The organism is Chthoniobacter sp., from assembly GCF_040003245.1.
GTDB lineage: Bacteria > Verrucomicrobiota > Verrucomicrobiia > Chthoniobacterales > Chthoniobacteraceae > Chthoniobacter.
Genome location: NZ_JBDUCX010000007.1, coordinates 25,003 through 41,204, shown reverse-complemented (window position 1 = coordinate 41,204; position 16,202 = coordinate 25,003). Strand labels below are relative to the sequence as shown.

Here is a 16,202-nt window from a genome sequence, read left to right as displayed (position 1 = left end):
CCGTGCCCACTGAACCCTCTCTCGCCGAGCCTCGGCGCAAGCTGAACTTCGGCGAACTCACCGCGCTGCTGAGCTATATCCGGCCGTGGCGCGGGCGTTTCGCGCTGGCCATCACGGCGCTGACGGTCTCGATGAGCTTCGGGCTGCTCTTTCCGCTGCTCGTCGGGCGCATGATCGACTCCGCGATGCCCACGCCCGCGGCATCGGAGGCCAGTCGGTGGCAACCTGGCGTGAATACCGCAGCCGCGCTCCTCGCGGGCACGCTGGCCATTCAATCAGTGCTCACGTTTTTCTATTCCTACACCTTCAACAGCGTCGGTGAAAACGCCGTCGTGCGCCTGCGGCAGCGCCTCTACGGCACGCTCCTGTCGCTGCCGATGAAATTCTTCGGCGAGCATCGCGTCGGCGAACTGACCAGCCGCCTCTCCAGCGATCTCACGCTGCTCACCGATACCCTGGCCGGCACCGTCCCACAGACACTGCGGCAAATCATGATGCTGCTCGGCGGCGTCATCGCCATCGTGGCCATCTCGCCGCGCCTCTCGTTGGTCATGGTCTCGACCTTCCCCGTCCTCATGCTGGTCGCGGTTTTCCTCGGGCGAAAGGTGCGGCGCGTCTCGCGTGAAGCGCAGGACCGCCTCGCCGAGAGCGCGACGATCGTGGAGGAGACATTGCAAGGCATCGCCAATGTCAAGGCCTTCGCCAACGAAGCCTACGAAGTGCGGCGCTACGGCGCGGGGCTCAACGCCTATCTCGATGCCACGCTGCGCGGCGTGCGGCGGCGCGCGGGGCTCGTGGCCTTCATCATTCTCGGCATCTTCGGCTCGATCACCTTCGTGATGTGGTACGGCGCCACGCTCATGCAAGCGGGCCGCCTTTCGCACGGCCAGCTCACGACTTTCACCCTCTACACGCTTTTCGTCGGCGGCGCGGTGTCGTCGTTCGCGGAAGTCTTCAGCCAGCTCCAGCGCACGCTCGGCGCGCAGGAGCGCGTCCAGGAACTGCTCCGCGAGACGGGTGAACTCGGAGAGGAAGCGATCATCCACGATCCCTCACCCACGCCATCGATCGCCCGCTACCGTGGGGACGTGGAATTCGCCGGCGTCAGCTTCTCCTTCCCCTCGCGACCCGATCTACCAGTCTTGCGCGACCTTACCCTCTCCGCCCGCGCCGGCGAAAAGATCGCCCTAGTCGGCCCCAGCGGAGCGGGGAAATCGACCATCGTTTCCCTGCTTCTTCGCTTCTACGAACCGGACGCCGGGCGCATTCTCATCGACGGCGCCGAGGCGAACACCCTGGCTCTCGGTGCGGTGCGCGGCAACATGGCTATCGTTCCGCAAGAGGTGCTGCTCTTCGGCGGCAGCATTCGTGATAACATCGCCTATGGACGCCCCGGTGCGACCGAGGAGGAAATCCTCGAGGCCTCGCGCCGCGCCCATTGCCACGAGTTCGTCACTCGCTTTCCGGAGGGCTACGGCACGCTCGTCGGCGAACGCGGGGTCAAGCTCAGCGGCGGCCAGCGCCAGCGCATCGCCATCGCCCGCGCGTTGCTCAAGGACCCTGCGATTCTCATCCTCGACGAAGCCACGAGCTCGCTGGACAGCGAGAGCGAAGCGCTCATCCAGGAAGCGCTCGCCGAGCTGCTCATCGGGCGCACGTCTTTCATCATCGCCCATCGGCTCAGCACCGTCCGCCGCTGCGACCGCATCTGCGTGATCGAGCAGGGCACCTTGACCGAGAGCGGCACGCACGCAGAGCTGATGGAGCATCCCGATGGCACCTACCGGCGGCTGGCCGAGCGGCAATTTGCGGCGGCACCGTGAATTAGGTAACCCTCGCCGTGCGGAGTTCATTCCTGTTTTCCTACTTTCCTGATTCCTTATCCTTTTCCTGATGCGTTCCGCCTTGCTCGTTCTCTTCGCTCTCGTGGCGGTCGTCTGCGCCGAACCGGCGCCGATCAAACCCGAGGACCTTGGCTATCATCTGGCGTGGTCCGATGAGTTCGATGGAACGAACCTCGACCTGACGAAGTGGCAGACGAACTACGCGCCAAAGGTGCACCCGCTCGGTTGCAACGGCGAGCTCCAGGCCTACGCCCCGGAAAACGCGATCGTGCGCGATGGCAAGTTGCGGCTGCGCGCCGACCACTCGCCGCGGGAGGGCATGGCCTACACCTCCGGCATGGTCGCGTCGCACGACAAATTCTCCCAGCACTACGGTTGGTTTGAAACGCGCGTGAAACTGCCGCACGGGCGCGGCCTCTGGCCGGCCTTTTGGCTCCTGCCGGAGAGCCGCCAATGGCCGCCGGAGATCGACATCATGGAACACAAAGGCAGCCTGCTGAACCACGTGTGGCTCACCGTGCATCGTCCCCAGCCCAACACCTGGCGCCCAAAATCCGACGGCCAGGAATGGACCGGCCCGGACTTCACGGCGGACTTTCACACTTTCGCCGTCGACTGGCGGCCGGATCGCGTGGCCTGGTTCGTCGATGGCATCGAGCGCCACCAGTCGCGCGCCGACGCGGACTTTGGTCCGATGTATGTCATTCTCAATCTCGCCGTCGGCGGCCAATGGGATGGAAATCCCGACGGGGACACGCCTTTTCCGGCGACCATGGAGATCGACTACGTGCGCGTTTATCGTCTGCCGGACGGCGCCGCGCCCCGCTGATTGGTTGCCGCATTTTCCGCTGGCGGCCCGGCGCACCCTCATGGAAAGTGCGCGTCTCTATGCCCCTGATCACCCCTCGGAAGTCCGCCACGAATTACGACGTAATCGTGGTCGGTTCGGGAGCGGGCGGCGGCATGGCGGCCTATGTGCTCACCAAGGCCGGGCTCAAGGTCCTGATGCTCGAAGCGGGGCGCAATTACGACCCGGTGACCGAGACGCCGATGTTTGAGAATGCCTCCGACGCACCGCTGCGGGGCGCGCCGACGAGCGACAAGCATTTCGGCTTTTTCGACGCCACGGTGAATGGTGGTTGGACCGTTCCCGGCGAGCCTTATGTGATCAAGCGCGAGGGGCAGGACAAGTGGCAGGAAGCGAGCGACTGGCAGGCGAAGGAAAAGAAAGGCGACCGCCAGAATTTCATGTGGTGGCGTCCGCGCATGCTCGGCGGTCGCACGAACCACTGGGGCCGCATCGCGCTGCGCATGGGCTCCTACGATTTCAAGCCGCGCAGCCGCGACGGACTCGGGCTCGACTGGCCCTTCACCTACGAGGAATTCGAGCCGTGGTACGACCAGGCCGAGACTCTGATCGGTGTTTTTGGCTCGAACGAAGGGTTGGAAAACACGCCCAACTCGCGCAACGGCTCGCTCCTTCCGCCGCCCAAGCCACGCGGTTACGAACTGCTCACGAAGAAGGCGTGCCAGGGCCTGGGTATTCCGGTGATTCCGTCGCACCTTGCGATTCTCACCAAGCCGATCAACAATCGCGCCGCCTGCTTCTACGCCACCGACTGTGGTCGCGGCTGCTCGATCAAGGCGAACTTCCAATCGACGACGGTGCTGCTCCCGCCGGCCGTGGAGACCGGCAATCTCGACATCATCACCGACGCCATGGTGCGCGAAGTGACCATTGGCAAGGACGGCAAAGCGACCGGCGTGCTCTACATCGACAAAGAAACCGGCAAGGAAGCCCGCGCCACCGCGCGCGTCGTGGTCGTCGCCGCGGGCGGCTGTGAGAGTGCGCGCATCCTGCTCAACTCGAAATCGAATCTCTTCCCGCACGGCCTCGCCAATAGCTCCGGCAAGGTCGGTCGCTATCTCATGGACTCGGTCGGCAGCAGCCTCAGTGGCCACATCCCGGCGCTGGAAAACTGCCCGCCGCACAACGAGGACGGCGCCAGCGGCATGCACATGTACATGCCGTGGTGGCTCTACCAGCAGCAGAAGGCCGGCAAGATGGATTTTGCCCGTGGCTACCATATTGAGTTCGGCGGCGGACGGAAAATGCCGGGCCTGACCACCGTTCCGAACCCCGCGGTCTACGGCAAAAAACTCAAGGAAGACGCGCGGCGCTATTACGGCGCGAGCATCGGCTTCAGTGGGCGCGGGGAGATGATTCCCAACGACGATTGCTATTGCGAAATCGACCCCGAGAGGAAGGACAAGTACGGCATCCCCGTGCTGCGTTTCCATTGGAAATTCAGCGACCACGAGAAGAAGCAGGCCGTGCACATGCAGAAGACCTTTGTCGGAATCATCGAGGCGCTCGGCGGCAAGGTGAGCGGCAAGCCTGAGTTCGATCCGGAAAAGGCGATCATGCCGGGCGGGTCGATCATCCATGAAGTCGGCACGACGTGCATCGGCGCCGATCCCAAGAACTCGGTGCTCAATCAATGGTGCCAGGCTTGGGACGTGCCCAATCTTTTCGTGACCGACGGTGGCCCCTTCGTGAGCAACGCCGACAAGAACCCCACCCTCACCATTCTCGCCCTCTGCATGCGCACGACGACTCATCTCGCCGAGGAGATGCGCAAGGGAAACATTGGCTAACTTTTGAAGTGCTTAGTGTTCAGTTCTTAGTTCTCAGTATTGAGCCCTCCGCACTTCCTTTACGTTTCTACTCGAACTTACTAAGCACTAAGCACTGAGCACTCTCCTATGATCTCCACCGCCCACTCCCTCTCCCGTCGCGATGCGCTCAAGCGCGTGATCGGCGTCTCGCTCGCGCTGTCCGCCCTCGACCTGTCTTCCTTCGGCGCGGTGCAAGGTATCGGCACCGATCCCAATTTGCACAAAAAGGAAATCCCCTGGCCGCGCGTGCTCACGGCGGAGGAAAAGCGCATCGTCACCGCGCTCGGCGATCTCATCGTCCCGGCGGATGAGTTCGGCCCGGCCGCCAGCGCGGTCGGCGTGCCCGACTTCATCGACGAATGGGTGAGCGCGCCCTACGAACAGCAGCAGAAGGATGGCAAAGTCATCCGCGCCGGACTGTCTTGGATCGACGACGAGGCGAAGAAGCGCTTCAAGAAAGGCTTCGCGGACTGCACGCCTGCCGACCAGACCTCGATCCTCGATGACATCGTGAAGGACAAGACCGACGCGCACAAAAAGGCCTTCGATTTCTTCAAGAACTTCCGGGACAAAGTGACCGGCGGCTATTACTCGACGCCCGAAGGCTGGAAGGCCATCGGCTATGTCGGCAATACGCCGATGGTGGAATTCCCCGGGCCGCCGCCGGAAGTCCTCAAGCACCTCGGGCTCGCTTAGTATTCCCTTCCACCCGTGAGCAAAACAACCGACATCACCGTCCGCGAGGCGGAGCTTTTTCTCCTGCCGGTGCAGACGCGCGTGCCGCTGAAATTCGGCGCGCAGGTCGTGACGCGCGCCTTGTGCGTGCGGGTCCGCGTGGTCGTGGTCGACCGGCACGGGCGCAGTGCCGAGGGCTGGGGCGAGACGCCGCTGAGCGTGGCCTGGGTCTGGCCGTCGACGCTCACTTGGGATGAGCGCGAGAACCGGATGCGTGACTTCACGATTCGCCTCGCCCGGGAACTGGTGAAGGTCGGTGAATTCGGGCACCCGATGGAACTCGGGCACTGTTTTCAGGAACATCATCTCGAAAAAATCCGCATCGAAATGAACCACGGCCATAGCGAGGACATGCCGCATCTCGCGGCGCTCGTCTGCCACTCGCTGTTCGACCTCGCGATCTACGATGCCTTCGGCAATCTGCACGGCCGCCCGGTCTTCGAGACTCTCTCCGCTGAATGGATGGAAGGCGACCTCGCGCGCTACCTCGATCCGTCGCTGACTTTCGCCGACAGATGGCCCGCGGATTTCCTTACCTCGCGCCGCGATCGTCTCCCGGTGTGGCATCTCGTGGGCGGTCTCGATCCGGTGGAGCCCGAGGAATTGACCGGTTCGGAGCCGCAGGATGGTTACCCAATTTTGTTGCGTGACTGGATCCGCGCCGATGGATTGCGCTGTCTCAAGATCAAGCTGCGCGGCAACGATGCCCCTTGGGACTACGCGCGCATCGTGAAGATCGGCCAGATGTCCATCGAGGAAGGCGTCACCTGGCTGACCGCGGATTTCAATTGCACCGTCACCGATCCCGCCTACGTCACGGAAATCCTCGACCGTCTGCTCGTCGAGGAACCGCGCATCTACGGCATGCTGCTCTACATCGAGCAGCCGTTCCCCTACGATCTCGAGGCGAACCGCATCGACGTCCGCGCGGTGAGCGCGCGCAAGCCCCTGTTCCTCGACGAGAGCGCGCACGACTGGCGCTTCGTGCGCCTCGGGCGCGAACTCGGCTGGACGGGCGTCGCACTCAAGACCTGCAAGACCCTCACCGGCGCGCTGCTCAGCATGTGCTGGGCGAAGGCGCATGGCATGACGCTCATGGTGCAGGACCTGACCAATCCGATGTTCGCGCAGATCCCCCACGTCCTGCTCGCCGCGCACGCCGGCACGATCATGGGCGTCGAGAGCAACGGCATGCAATTCTACCCCGAGGCTTCGCTCACCGAGGCGCGCGTCCACCCGGGCCTCTATCGCCGCCGTGATGGCATCCTCGACTTGAGCACGCTGCAAGGATCGGGCTTCGGCTATCGCGTCGAGGAAATCGGCCGTCAGCTCCCCAACGCCGCCGCGCATTTTGCGTCGTGATCCGCCAATGAGGATCGCCGTCCGCGAATTCGGCTTCTTCATTCGCAACCTGTCGCTGCGTGTGCCGTTCCGCTACGGCATTGCGACGATGACGCGGACGCCGCATTTCGTCGTGCGGCTGGTCGTCGAAATCGATGGCATCCCGCAGCACGGATTCGCCGCCGATAATCTTCCGCCGAAGTGGTTCACCAAGAACCCCGACGCCGCCTATGCGGACGAAATCGCGGACATCATCGCCGTCGCCCGCCACGCCGCGGAGACCGCCTGCACGCGGCCGCCCGCCGGCACGGTCTTCGAATTCTGGCAGGAAATCGCCCATGCCCAGGACGCCTGGGCGCAATCCCGCCAAATCCCCCCGCTGCTCGCCGGCTTCGGCGTCTCCCTCGTGGAGCGGGCGGTGATCGACGCCTTCTGCCGCGCCACGCACACCACTTTCGCCGAAGCCATTCGCGCGAACACCTTCGGCATCGACCTCGCCGTCATTCACCCCGAGCTGGCGGGTCTTGCTCCCGTGGACCTTTTGCCGCCGGCACCACGGAGGTCCGTCATCGTCCGCCACACCGTGGGCATGGCCGATCCGCTCGTCGACGGCGAAGAGCACGATCATCCCGACGACGGTCTGCCGCTCTCGCTGGAAGCTTTCATCCGCACGCACGGTCTCACCCATTTCAAAATCAAGCTGGGTGGCAATATCGACCAGGATCGCGAGCGGCTCCATCGCCTCGCGGGCGTCATCGAAAAACACACGCCCGAGTATTTCTTCACGCTCGATGGCAATGAAAACTACCGCGCCGTCGCTCCGTTCCGGGAGCTCTGGGAAGGCTTCTGCGCCGATCCGTCGATCGCCCGTTTTCTCCAGCACCTCATCTTCGTCGAGCAGCCCTTCCACCGCGCGGTGGCGCTCTCGGATGCCACCACGGCCGAATTGCGCGCGTGGACGAATCGCCCGCCGATCATCATCGATGAATCAGACGCCGACTGTTCCGCCCTGCCCACCGCCCTCGCCGGAGGCTACGCCGGAACGAGCCACAAAAACTGCAAAGGCGTCTTCCACGGCCTCGCCAGCGCCTGCCTCATCGCGCAACGCCGCCGCCTGCACCCGCAAACGCCGCTGCACATCAGCGCTGAGGATTTGACCAATCTCGGCCCGATTGCACTCCTCCAGGATCTCGCGGTCGTGGCCACCTTGGGAATCACGCACGCCGAGCGCAACGGCCATCACTACTTCGCCGGCCTCAGCCAGTTCCCGGAAAGCGTGCGGCGCGAGACGCTACGTCACCATGGGGATTTGTATGAATCCCACGTGGGGAGCTACCCAATCGTTGCGGTGAAGAAAGGCGCACTGGAGATCGGCAGCCTGGTCGATGCCCCTTTCGGTGTCGCCTTCGAGCCGGATCTCACTGGGTTCACACCCGTCGAGACGTGGCGTTTCGAGTCGCTCGAAGCCATGTAAATTACCGCATCGGAACTGGGGATTGGCGCTCCATCGCTTCCATGGGTTGAATTTTTGCGCGCCTTCGCTATTACAATGGCGAGATGCCGCACACCCACTCCAAGGCCGACGCCCAATTTGATGCCGCGCTGGAATTGCTGCGCGCCAATCACCAGCGCGTTACCGAACCTCGCAAGGCAATCATCGGCATCCTCACCAAGGAGCACGGACCCTTCACCGCGGAGGAAGTCCACAAGCGGATGAAGAAGGGCAGTTGCGACCTCGTCACCGTCTATCGCAGCCTCGCCGCGATGGAGGAAAGCAGCGTCGTGCGGCGCTGCGATTTCGGCGACGGCGCCTATCGCTACGAGATCAATACCGGTGACCATCACCACCATCATATCGTCTGCCGCGCGTGCCACACTGCGCAGACACTCGACGTCTGCGTCGCCGATGGCCTGGAGCGCATCGCCCGCCAGTTGGGTTATTCCAAGGTGACTCACCTGCTGGAAATTTTCGGCGTCTGCCCGCACTGCCAGACCGAACAGGACAAGCAACCGCGCCAGGACTGATGCCATGAACGCTCCGCAGATCATGGATTCCACATCGCCTCTTTCCCGCCGCGCTGTGCTGCGCGCCGGGGGCCTCGCGATGATTGGAACCTTGCTCGCGCGGCCCGGCTCGCTGCTGGCCAGCGCCGGTGGGACCGATGGCCTGAAGGCCGCGGCCCAGTATTCGGCGGCGCATTCCGGTTTGTCCTTCCTCGCGATGAAGGACGGTCGCGTGCTCTACGAGAATTACCCGAATGGCCACGGCGCGAACGAGGCCCACAAGATCTACAGCGGCACGAAAGGCTTTTGGATTCTCACTGCGCTGAAAGCCGTCGAGGAAGGAATCATCGATCTCGACGACCGCGTCGCCAACACGTTGCCCGAATGGAATGCCGAAGCAGGGAAGTCGCGGGTCACCCTGCGGCAGTTGCTCAGCTTTTCCAGCGGACTCGACGCCGCCAACAACCTGCACGGCGACGGCTTCGCGAATCGCGACGCCATCGCCATCCACACGCCGCTCGTCGCGCAACCGGGTTCGGCCTTTATCTACGGCCCCGCGCCGTTGCAGGTCTTTCACGAGGTCTTGAAGCGCAAGCTGGCCGGCCATGGGGAAACGCCCACGCAGTATCTCGAGCGCAAAGTTTTGCGCCCGCTCGGCCTCGGCCCGCAGCGCTATCTGGCGGACAAGGCGGGCAATCCGCTGCTCGCCACCGGTTTCATGATGAGCGCCCGCCAGTGGTCGCGCATGGGCCAGCTCATTCTCAACGGCGGCAGCCCCGTGGTGTCACCGCACACGCTGTCCATGTGCTTCCGCGGCTCGTCGGCCAATTGCGCCTTTGGCATGGGCTTCTGGAACAACGCGATGGCGGGTGATTCCGCCGGCCGCGAGCTCGACGTAGAGGACATGCTCGAGCCGAAATGGAACCGCCAAAACTGGCGCAACGTCTGCATCTGCCAGGCCGCGCCGTCCGACCTCGTGGCCTCCGTCGGTTCCGGTTACCAGCGCCTCTTCGTCATCCCGTCCCTGCACATGATCATCGTGCGGCAGGGGCAGTTCGGGCGCTTTTCCGACGCCGAGTTCCTGCGCCTCGCGCTCGGCCGGGCGTAAGGTCTTCGTGCCGGGGCTCCATTGGCTCCATTGCGGAAAACCGCTTATTAATGGCCGAAAATGTGCATTCTTTCCGGTCCGCTTTCCCGGAAAGAATTACTTCGGCGTCGCTTCGATCAGCAGCCCCTTCGGCACCTGCCACGCATAACCGAACGCAAATCCCAAATCTCCCGCCTTCGATTTCTGATAAGCGGCCGCGAGATCGGGCTGGTTGTTATGCGAGAAAAGGCCGATCGGGCCATCATACACGCCGTAGAGTTTCACATTCCACCGACGCTGATCGAACGCGCGATAGGGGATGCCGGAATCGTCCTGGACGATCAACGAGCTGTTCGCCAGGAGGAAGTTGCGGATCTTGGAGAAGCTCTCCTCGTGCATCAGGTAACTCGCTGACTTGAGCAGGCTCGCACCCGGGCCCTGCTTCTTGCAGAACGCCAGAAACGAATCGTTGCCGCCGCCATTGGATAGGTCTGTCTTGAAGTAGTACAAGGTCTGGGCCTTGCCCGAGGGGCTGTGAAAATTGATCTGCACGCTCGATCCGTTGAGGTTCACCGAATTGATGAAGCAGCCCGATTTCTCGAGGAAGACATAGAGCAGGGGCAGCGTGCCGCCGATGTAGCCGCGGGTCAGGTCCACGCGCATGTCCTTGGTGATGAAATAGTGCGTGGTCAGCATCGTATCGAGCGACTTGCGCACGTTGCTCAGGTCGGAGGCCACGTTGCCGGTCGCCATCTTCGAGATATCCGGCACGGACCCGACAGGCTCGGTGCCGCACAGAATGTAAGTCGAGGCGTTCGGGAAAAAGGTGCGCGCGTAGAGGTAATCCGGCCCGCTGAACATGTAATAGACCGTGCCGGAAACGCGCGAGATCTCGGCGTTGCCGCTGGCCCAGGAGCGCACGTGCGTGAGTTGGCGTTCGTCCATCTTCGCCCATTTCTTGTTCAGCTCCGCGGAATAGTTCGTCCACCACGATTCCTTTTGCAGTCCCTCCAGCCCGGGATCTTTCGCCGGCACACCGGCCACAAATTTTGCGAGATCATCGACCGTCGGCGCGCTCTGCGCGGCGAACGCGCCGAGGACGGAGGCCAGGACGGTGAACAGCAGGATGGGTTTCATGGTGTGGGTGTGGTGGCGGGCTTGGTGGTGGGTGATGAAGGGTCGACCTTGGGAGCTCGGGCGGTGGCGAGGATGAGCGAAGACTGGCTCGGATGCCAGCGATAGCCGAAGCCGAAGGGCAAGGCCGGCGGATGGCTGGTCTTGTAGATGGCGGCGAGATCGGGCTGGGTGTTCTTCTTGAACATGTCGATCGGGCCCGGATAGCTGCCGAAATAGCGCAGCGCCCATTTCGTCGAATTGTAATCCTTGATCGGAATGCCGGAGTCGTCCTGGACGATCATGCTGCAGTGGGTGAGCAGGAAATCGCGCGCCGTGGTAAAATTCCCCGAGTGCGGGAGGTACGAAGCCGCTTTCAAAAGGCCGCGTCCGGTCCCGAGGCTTTCGCAGAACTTGACGTAACCCGGCTGGCTCTTGATGCCTTCATTGGAGAGGTCCGTCTCGAAATAGTAGAGCGTCTGCTGTGCGCCGCTCGGGCCGAAGAAAACGATCTTCACCCCGGGCGTCGCTGCCTTGGTCGTGGAGACTGCGCCGGCCTTGTCGAGCCACACGAGTTCGACCGTGTCGATTTTGCAGCCCGCGCGCTCGAGGAACACATAGAGGATCGGCAGGGTGCCGCTGAGCGCATTCTGGCGCAGATCCACCTTCATGTCCTTGGTGATGAAGAAGGAAAAGCTCAGCACGGAGTTGAGCGATTTGCGCAGGTTGGCGAGACCGCTGGAGAGCGCGCCGGCCTGCAAGTGCTGCACGTCGGGAATGGTCCCCACCGGTTCGAGCCCGGCGAGAACGTAGCTCGAGGCGTTGGGAAAAAAGACCTGCGCGTAGAGAATGTCCGGCCCGCTGAACATGTAGAACATTGGCCCCTTGTCGGTGGCGGCGTCGGCGATGAATTCCGTGCTCCACGCGCGGATCTTCGTGAGCTGACGGGCGTCGAGTTCCTTCCACGCCTTGTCGAATTCCGTGGCGTGATCGACCCACGCCTGGTTGCGACAAAGCACGTCGAGAGGGGTATCGCGCACGGGCAGGCCGGCGAGAAAGCGGGCGGTGGTGTCCGGGGTGACGGTGTCCTGTGCGAGGGCGCACGCGGTGAGGACGAAGGTAACGAGAAGAGCCAGGGAGGGCTTCATGCGGCAGGGGCGGCGGGCGTGGGTGTCGGGTTTTTCGGGGAAAGATAATAGACGATCAGTCCAGAGGCGATCGTCGCGAGGCCGAGCAGCGAGGGATCGCGCGTCGATTTGTCCTCCAGCATGTGCCACAGCATCCAGCCGCTGACCGCGAGAAAAATGAGCGGCGTAACGGGATAGCCCCAGGCCTTGTAGGGCCGCGGCAGATTGGGCTGGCGCCAGCGCAAGACAAAGAGCCCGGCCACCGTCAGTGCCGAGCTCAGGGCGAGGGCGAATTGCACGTAATTCACCACCGTATTGAAAGACGCGCTCAAGAGCAGGAACGTGGCGACCAGCGCCTGCAACACGATCGCCGCCACGGGAATGCCGCGGGAATTCTTGCGGGCCAGCCAGCTCAGGGCGCGCAAGTCTTCGCCCATCGCCATCGTCACCCGCGGCCCGATCCACATCATGGAACTCACCGTGGAAATCAGGCCGATGCAGATGAAAATGGCCATCACCGTGCCGCCGGCTTCCCCGAACAAATGCTTCCCGGCAATGAGCGCGACCTGTTCCTTGCCGACCATCTCCGGGATGGGAGTCGAGCGCAGAAAGACCGCATTCACCGCCAGGTAAAGACCCATCACGAACAGCGTGCCGAGCCCCACCGACCACGGAATGGTGCGGGCCGGATCGCGCACCTCGCCCACGATGTAGGTCGAGGCATTCCAGCCGGAATACGAATACATGACGTAGTAGAGGCTGATCGCAAACGACGCGCTGGTGATCAATGTGCCGTCCCCGTGGGCCGGCAGGAAAGAGATCGGCTGCACCGTCTTTATACAAAAGCCGGCAATGATGATGGCCACGATCAGGGTGATCTTCAGGATGGTCGAGCCGTCCTGGAAGAAGCTGCCCAGCTTCACGTCGCGCAGCAGGACGATGGTGGTGAGCCACACGAGCAGGAGCGAAAGCGCCCGCGCATTGCAGCCCGGCCAGATATCGTGGAGATACGTGCCGAAGGGCATCGCGGCGATGGCCACCGGCGCGGCGAAGCCCACCGTGGCGGAAAGCCAGCCGGCCAGAAACCCGACCGACGGATGGTAGATGATGCCGAGGAAAATGTATTCGCCGCCGGACCGCGGCAGCGCCGCGCCGAGCTCGGCATAGGAGACCGCCCCGCACAGCGCGCAGACGCCGCCGACGAACCACAGCGCCATGATGGAGAACCCCGTGCCCAGGCCGCCGACCTGGAAACCGAGGCTCGTAAATATGCCGGTCCCCACCATGTTCGCGATGACGATACAAGTGGCGGTGAGCAGCGAGATGGATTTCACCGCGGAAGAAGTAGCGCCCGAATTCACAGAGGTGCGGAAGGACTAGGGAAAGTGCTTATAGAAGTCAAACAGTGTGAGCAAGGGGTAGTGCCCTAATTTGAATTGTTCCACACGGCGGAGGCCACGCGAATCGCGCCGAAATGTTATTCTTGTGGCTTAGGGATCAGTCCGGCCTCTGCCAGAAGCTGAAGCGCGGGGGACTTCTGGGCGCGCACGAATTGGCGCTTGGAGAACTCCACAAAGTCAGCCAGCGCATCGAAATCATCAACCGTCAGCTCTTGGCCGGTAAAAACGAGCGTGGCTTGGTTGGCCCCAAGCGGGATAGTGTATTGAGCGAGCATTTTGTGATGGTCCGGTAAATGAGTGGCAGCGGGCGCATCGATTGGCTGCGCTGGTGGATTAGATCGCTTTTCAGCTTCAATGGTTTCAGCAGGCGTAATATTCGAGGCAGGAGGAGAATTTTTAGGGTCTTTCTCCTCGGCGACCATACTAGCGTCCCCGAGCTTTGCAAATTCCACGTTCTGTTTAAACGAGTCAGCCACATTGGAAGCCGCCAATGGCGTGAATCCGTTTTGCACCAAATGGCTCATGATAACCTTCTCCTCGCAGCGATTGAATCCCTTTTCCAAGAGCTCCGAAAACACCTTAGGGTGCAACGCTGCATTTCGACGCGCCTCCATCTCCTGCTGGTCATTCATTGGGTGGATCAGTCGGACGGCCAGGTCCGATACATTAAGGCTTTCACCGCGCTTCGCATCTATCAACCCATACTGATTGAGGGTGGCAAGCGTGGTGAGGGCAGCGCCGTTCAAACCGGCATATCCAAGTTGGCGGGCAGCATTGTCCCTCCCAATAGCGGCTTTGTGAGCCGCCGAATGCAGCTTTGCAGCGAGTTCAATAGCCTCTGAAAGCGGCATTTGGGGGCAAGATGGGCTACGGCCCTTTTTAATATTTTCGCTCATGCGTGAATCATTCCCACTTATTACGTCACGCGTCAACTCCGAATCGGAATGATTAAACGCGAAAGATAACGGCGAAAATAGTTGACGAGTGAGTTAGATTGATAGAATGGTGTGGCGTTGCTGAGAAATCGGTAGCAAAAACCCCGGCCCTCGTGAGAGGGCCGGGGCTAAAGACCAAGACCTAGATGACCGAAGGTTTCGATTCCAACCCGCTCTCCAACAGCGGGGCTGTCGAAGCCGAGAAGCTTCCAAAACTTCCGATCAGGCATCCAGGCATGGGGCTAATCTGGTGATGCACAGGCGGCTTTACATCGATCTGTCGAGGGTTCAATCCCCTCTAGCTCCACCAAATTTACGTAGTACGAATATCATGGCCCGCCGCTTTGAGCAACTGATTTCTAGCCCACTGCGTAGGCCCCTCCCCGGCGGTCTTTGCGGCGTCAACAACGCTCTTGCGCTCACTCTTAGACAATCGCAGTGCAAAGCTCTTACGAACTTCATCCTTTGGTAATTTTGGGCGTCCCGCTTTCGGCATAAAATAAACGTGATACGAAAATAAATCTTGCGCAGCTCACAATATTAACGTATCACGTTAATTGCAACACCGAACTTTCTTATGGCCAACATCCTTCCGATCGAAAAACAAATCACGGTCATCGGCGCTCTCGCCGAAGGCCAGAGCATTCGGGCGATTGAGCGGTTGACCGGCATCCATCAGGATACGATCTGCCGTCTCGGCGTGCGCGTGGGGAATGCTGGCGCTCGCGTCATGGATGAGCAAATGCGCGGGTTGACCTGCAAGACGATTCAGATGGATGAGATTTGGGGATTCATCGGCAAGAAGCAGAAGAATCTCCGCAAGGGTGATGAGGCGCGCGGCTTGGGTGACGTCTGGACGTTCGTTTCAATCGACGCCGAGACGCGCATGGTGCCGAACTACTTTGTCGGCAAGCGTGATTCTTACAGCGCCAATACTTTCGTGTCCGATCTTGCCGAGCGCATCGACAGCGAGCGCGTGCAAATCTCCACCGATGCTCTCGCCGCCTACGTTGACGCGATTGAGCGCGGTTTCGGAAGCGATGCCGACTACGGCCAGATTGTAAAAACCTTTGGTAATGCCGACATCGAAGGCCAGCGCCGGTATTCCCCCGCTGAAATTGTCCGCATCCGCAAGGGCGTAGTGAGCGGTCGCCCCGAATGGAAGCACATTTCCACCAGCTACATTGAGCGCCAGAACCTCACCATGCGGATGCACATGCGCCGCCTGACCCGGTTGACCAATGCGTTTTCCAAAAAGCTTGAGAACTTCAAAGCTGCGGTCGGGCTGCACTTCGCGTATTACAACTTCGTGCGCTTCCACAAAACTCTCCGCATGACGCCAGCGATGGCGGGCGGCGTGACCAATCACGCCTGGACTATCCGCGATCTCGTGGAGGCCGCGCAGTGAGCGCGGATGCGGAGGCTATAGCGTTGGCCGTGGAGAAGGCTGCCGAGTGCCCCGCCAAGCACCTTGAGACAGTGGCCGTGGTGGACACGTTTCGAGGCCAGACCATGTGGGAGGGCGCTGTGGAGGTATTCGAGCTTGTAGGCCATCCCAAGGCGCGCCGCGCCTATGGCTGGATTGACGGCAAAGGCAAAGACCGGCGATTCACTGCCGTACTGGAGATTCCGCCGGTCAAGGACGCACTGACCGCCGTGCGCGCGGCCATCGTCAGCCAAGCGAAGAAATGAAGCCACGCCATTTTATTCCGGCCCTCTTCTTTTCCCTGCTGATCGCCTACCCACTTTCCCTTGGCCCCCTGACGTGGTTGCACGGCAAGAGACACGGACACGATGAACCGCCGCGATGGATGACCACCATCTATGCCCCGTTGGGGCCGGTCCTCGGCCACTCTCAACCGCTCATTCGCGCCTACATCTGGTACTTGTCGAAATGGACGCCGATAGAGGCCCAATGATTATGTGGAACATTCCTG

General features: G+C 61.8%; 15 protein-coding genes. 11 read left to right on the top strand and 4 right to left on the bottom strand.

Going from position 1 to position 16,202, the window contains the following annotated elements:
- The first annotated feature begins 2 nt into the window (after positions 1 to 2).
- The 8 genes from ABJF10_RS01905 to ABJF10_RS01870 all read left to right on the top strand — a co-directional run bounded on the left by ABJF10_RS01905 (position 3) and on the right by ABJF10_RS01870 (position 9,711).
- Complete coding sequence (locus tag ABJF10_RS01905) at positions 3 to 1,823, top strand: ABC transporter transmembrane domain-containing protein (protein ID WP_348542819.1); 1,821 nt, start codon at positions 3 to 5, stop codon at positions 1,821 to 1,823.
- A gap of 70 nt (positions 1,824 to 1,893) precedes the next feature.
- The gene (locus ABJF10_RS01900; protein WP_348542818.1) at positions 1,894 to 2,673 is read left to right on the top strand and encodes a glycoside hydrolase family 16 protein; all 780 of its coding nucleotides are present in this window, start codon (positions 1,894 to 1,896) and stop codon (positions 2,671 to 2,673) included.
- 59 nt (positions 2,674 to 2,732) lie between these two features.
- Positions 2,733 to 4,502: a GMC family oxidoreductase gene (locus ABJF10_RS01895; protein WP_348542817.1), complete on the top strand. Its 1,770-nt coding sequence runs from the start codon at positions 2,733 to 2,735 to the stop codon at positions 4,500 to 4,502.
- Between the two features lie 108 nt (positions 4,503 to 4,610).
- Positions 4,611 to 5,219 carry a gluconate 2-dehydrogenase subunit 3 family protein gene (locus tag ABJF10_RS01890; protein ID WP_348542816.1) on the top strand — a complete coding sequence of 203 codons (609 nt, stop codon included), beginning with the start codon at positions 4,611 to 4,613 and terminating at the stop codon, positions 5,217 to 5,219.
- A 15-nt stretch (positions 5,220 to 5,234) separates the two neighbouring features.
- Complete coding sequence (locus ABJF10_RS01885) at positions 5,235 to 6,620, top strand: enolase C-terminal domain-like protein (RefSeq protein ID WP_348542815.1); 1,386 nt, start codon at positions 5,235 to 5,237, stop codon at positions 6,618 to 6,620.
- A 7-nt stretch (positions 6,621 to 6,627) separates the two neighbouring features.
- Entirely contained in the window at positions 6,628 to 8,073 is a 1,446-nt protein-coding gene (locus tag ABJF10_RS01880) for a hypothetical protein (protein WP_348542814.1), read from the top strand.
- A gap of 83 nt (positions 8,074 to 8,156) precedes the next feature.
- Positions 8,157 to 8,624, top strand: a complete 468-nt coding sequence (locus ABJF10_RS01875; protein ID WP_348542813.1) for a Fur family transcriptional regulator — start codon at positions 8,157 to 8,159, stop codon at positions 8,622 to 8,624.
- A 4-nt stretch (positions 8,625 to 8,628) separates the two neighbouring features.
- Positions 8,629 to 9,711: a serine hydrolase domain-containing protein gene (locus ABJF10_RS01870; protein WP_348542812.1), complete on the top strand. Its 1,083-nt coding sequence runs from the start codon at positions 8,629 to 8,631 to the stop codon at positions 9,709 to 9,711.
- 96 nt (positions 9,712 to 9,807) lie between these two features.
- Here the strand turns inward: ABJF10_RS01870 and ABJF10_RS01865 are convergent, their stop codons facing one another.
- The 4 genes from ABJF10_RS01865 to ABJF10_RS01850 all read right to left on the bottom strand — a co-directional run bounded on the left by ABJF10_RS01865 (position 9,808) and on the right by ABJF10_RS01850 (position 14,226).
- Entirely contained in the window at positions 9,808 to 10,827 is a 1,020-nt protein-coding gene (locus ABJF10_RS01865; protein WP_348542811.1) for a hypothetical protein, read from the bottom strand.
- Positions 10,824 to 11,951: a hypothetical protein gene (locus ABJF10_RS01860; protein ID WP_348542810.1), complete on the bottom strand. Its 1,128-nt coding sequence runs from the start codon at positions 11,949 to 11,951 to the stop codon at positions 10,824 to 10,826. The genes ABJF10_RS01865 and ABJF10_RS01860 overlap by 4 nt, the downstream gene beginning before the upstream one ends.
- Positions 11,948 to 13,264: an amino acid permease gene (locus ABJF10_RS01855; protein ID WP_348542809.1), complete on the bottom strand. Its 1,317-nt coding sequence runs from the start codon at positions 13,262 to 13,264 to the stop codon at positions 11,948 to 11,950. The genes ABJF10_RS01860 and ABJF10_RS01855 overlap by 4 nt, the downstream gene beginning before the upstream one ends.
- Before the next feature lie 143 nt (positions 13,265 to 13,407).
- Complete coding sequence (locus tag ABJF10_RS01850) at positions 13,408 to 14,226, bottom strand: hypothetical protein (RefSeq protein WP_348542808.1); 819 nt, start codon at positions 14,224 to 14,226, stop codon at positions 13,408 to 13,410.
- 700 nt (positions 14,227 to 14,926) lie between these two features.
- On the opposite strand from ABJF10_RS01850, the gene ABJF10_RS01845 reads away from it, so the two are divergent.
- The 3 genes from ABJF10_RS01845 to ABJF10_RS01835 are packed head-to-tail and all read left to right on the top strand — an operon-like array spanning position 14,927 to position 16,184.
- Positions 14,927 to 15,673 (top strand): IS1 family transposase, encoded by a 747-nt coding sequence (locus ABJF10_RS01845; protein WP_348542807.1) that lies wholly within the window; start codon positions 14,927 to 14,929, stop codon positions 15,671 to 15,673.
- Positions 15,674 to 15,702: 29 nt separating this feature from the next.
- Positions 15,703 to 15,957 (top strand): hypothetical protein, encoded by a 255-nt coding sequence (locus tag ABJF10_RS01840; protein WP_348542806.1) that lies wholly within the window; start codon positions 15,703 to 15,705, stop codon positions 15,955 to 15,957.
- Complete coding sequence (locus ABJF10_RS01835; protein ID WP_348542805.1) at positions 15,954 to 16,184, top strand: hypothetical protein; 231 nt, start codon at positions 15,954 to 15,956, stop codon at positions 16,182 to 16,184. Before ABJF10_RS01840 ends, ABJF10_RS01835 begins: the two co-directional genes overlap by 4 nt.
- Positions 16,185 to 16,202: the final 18 nt, after the last annotated feature.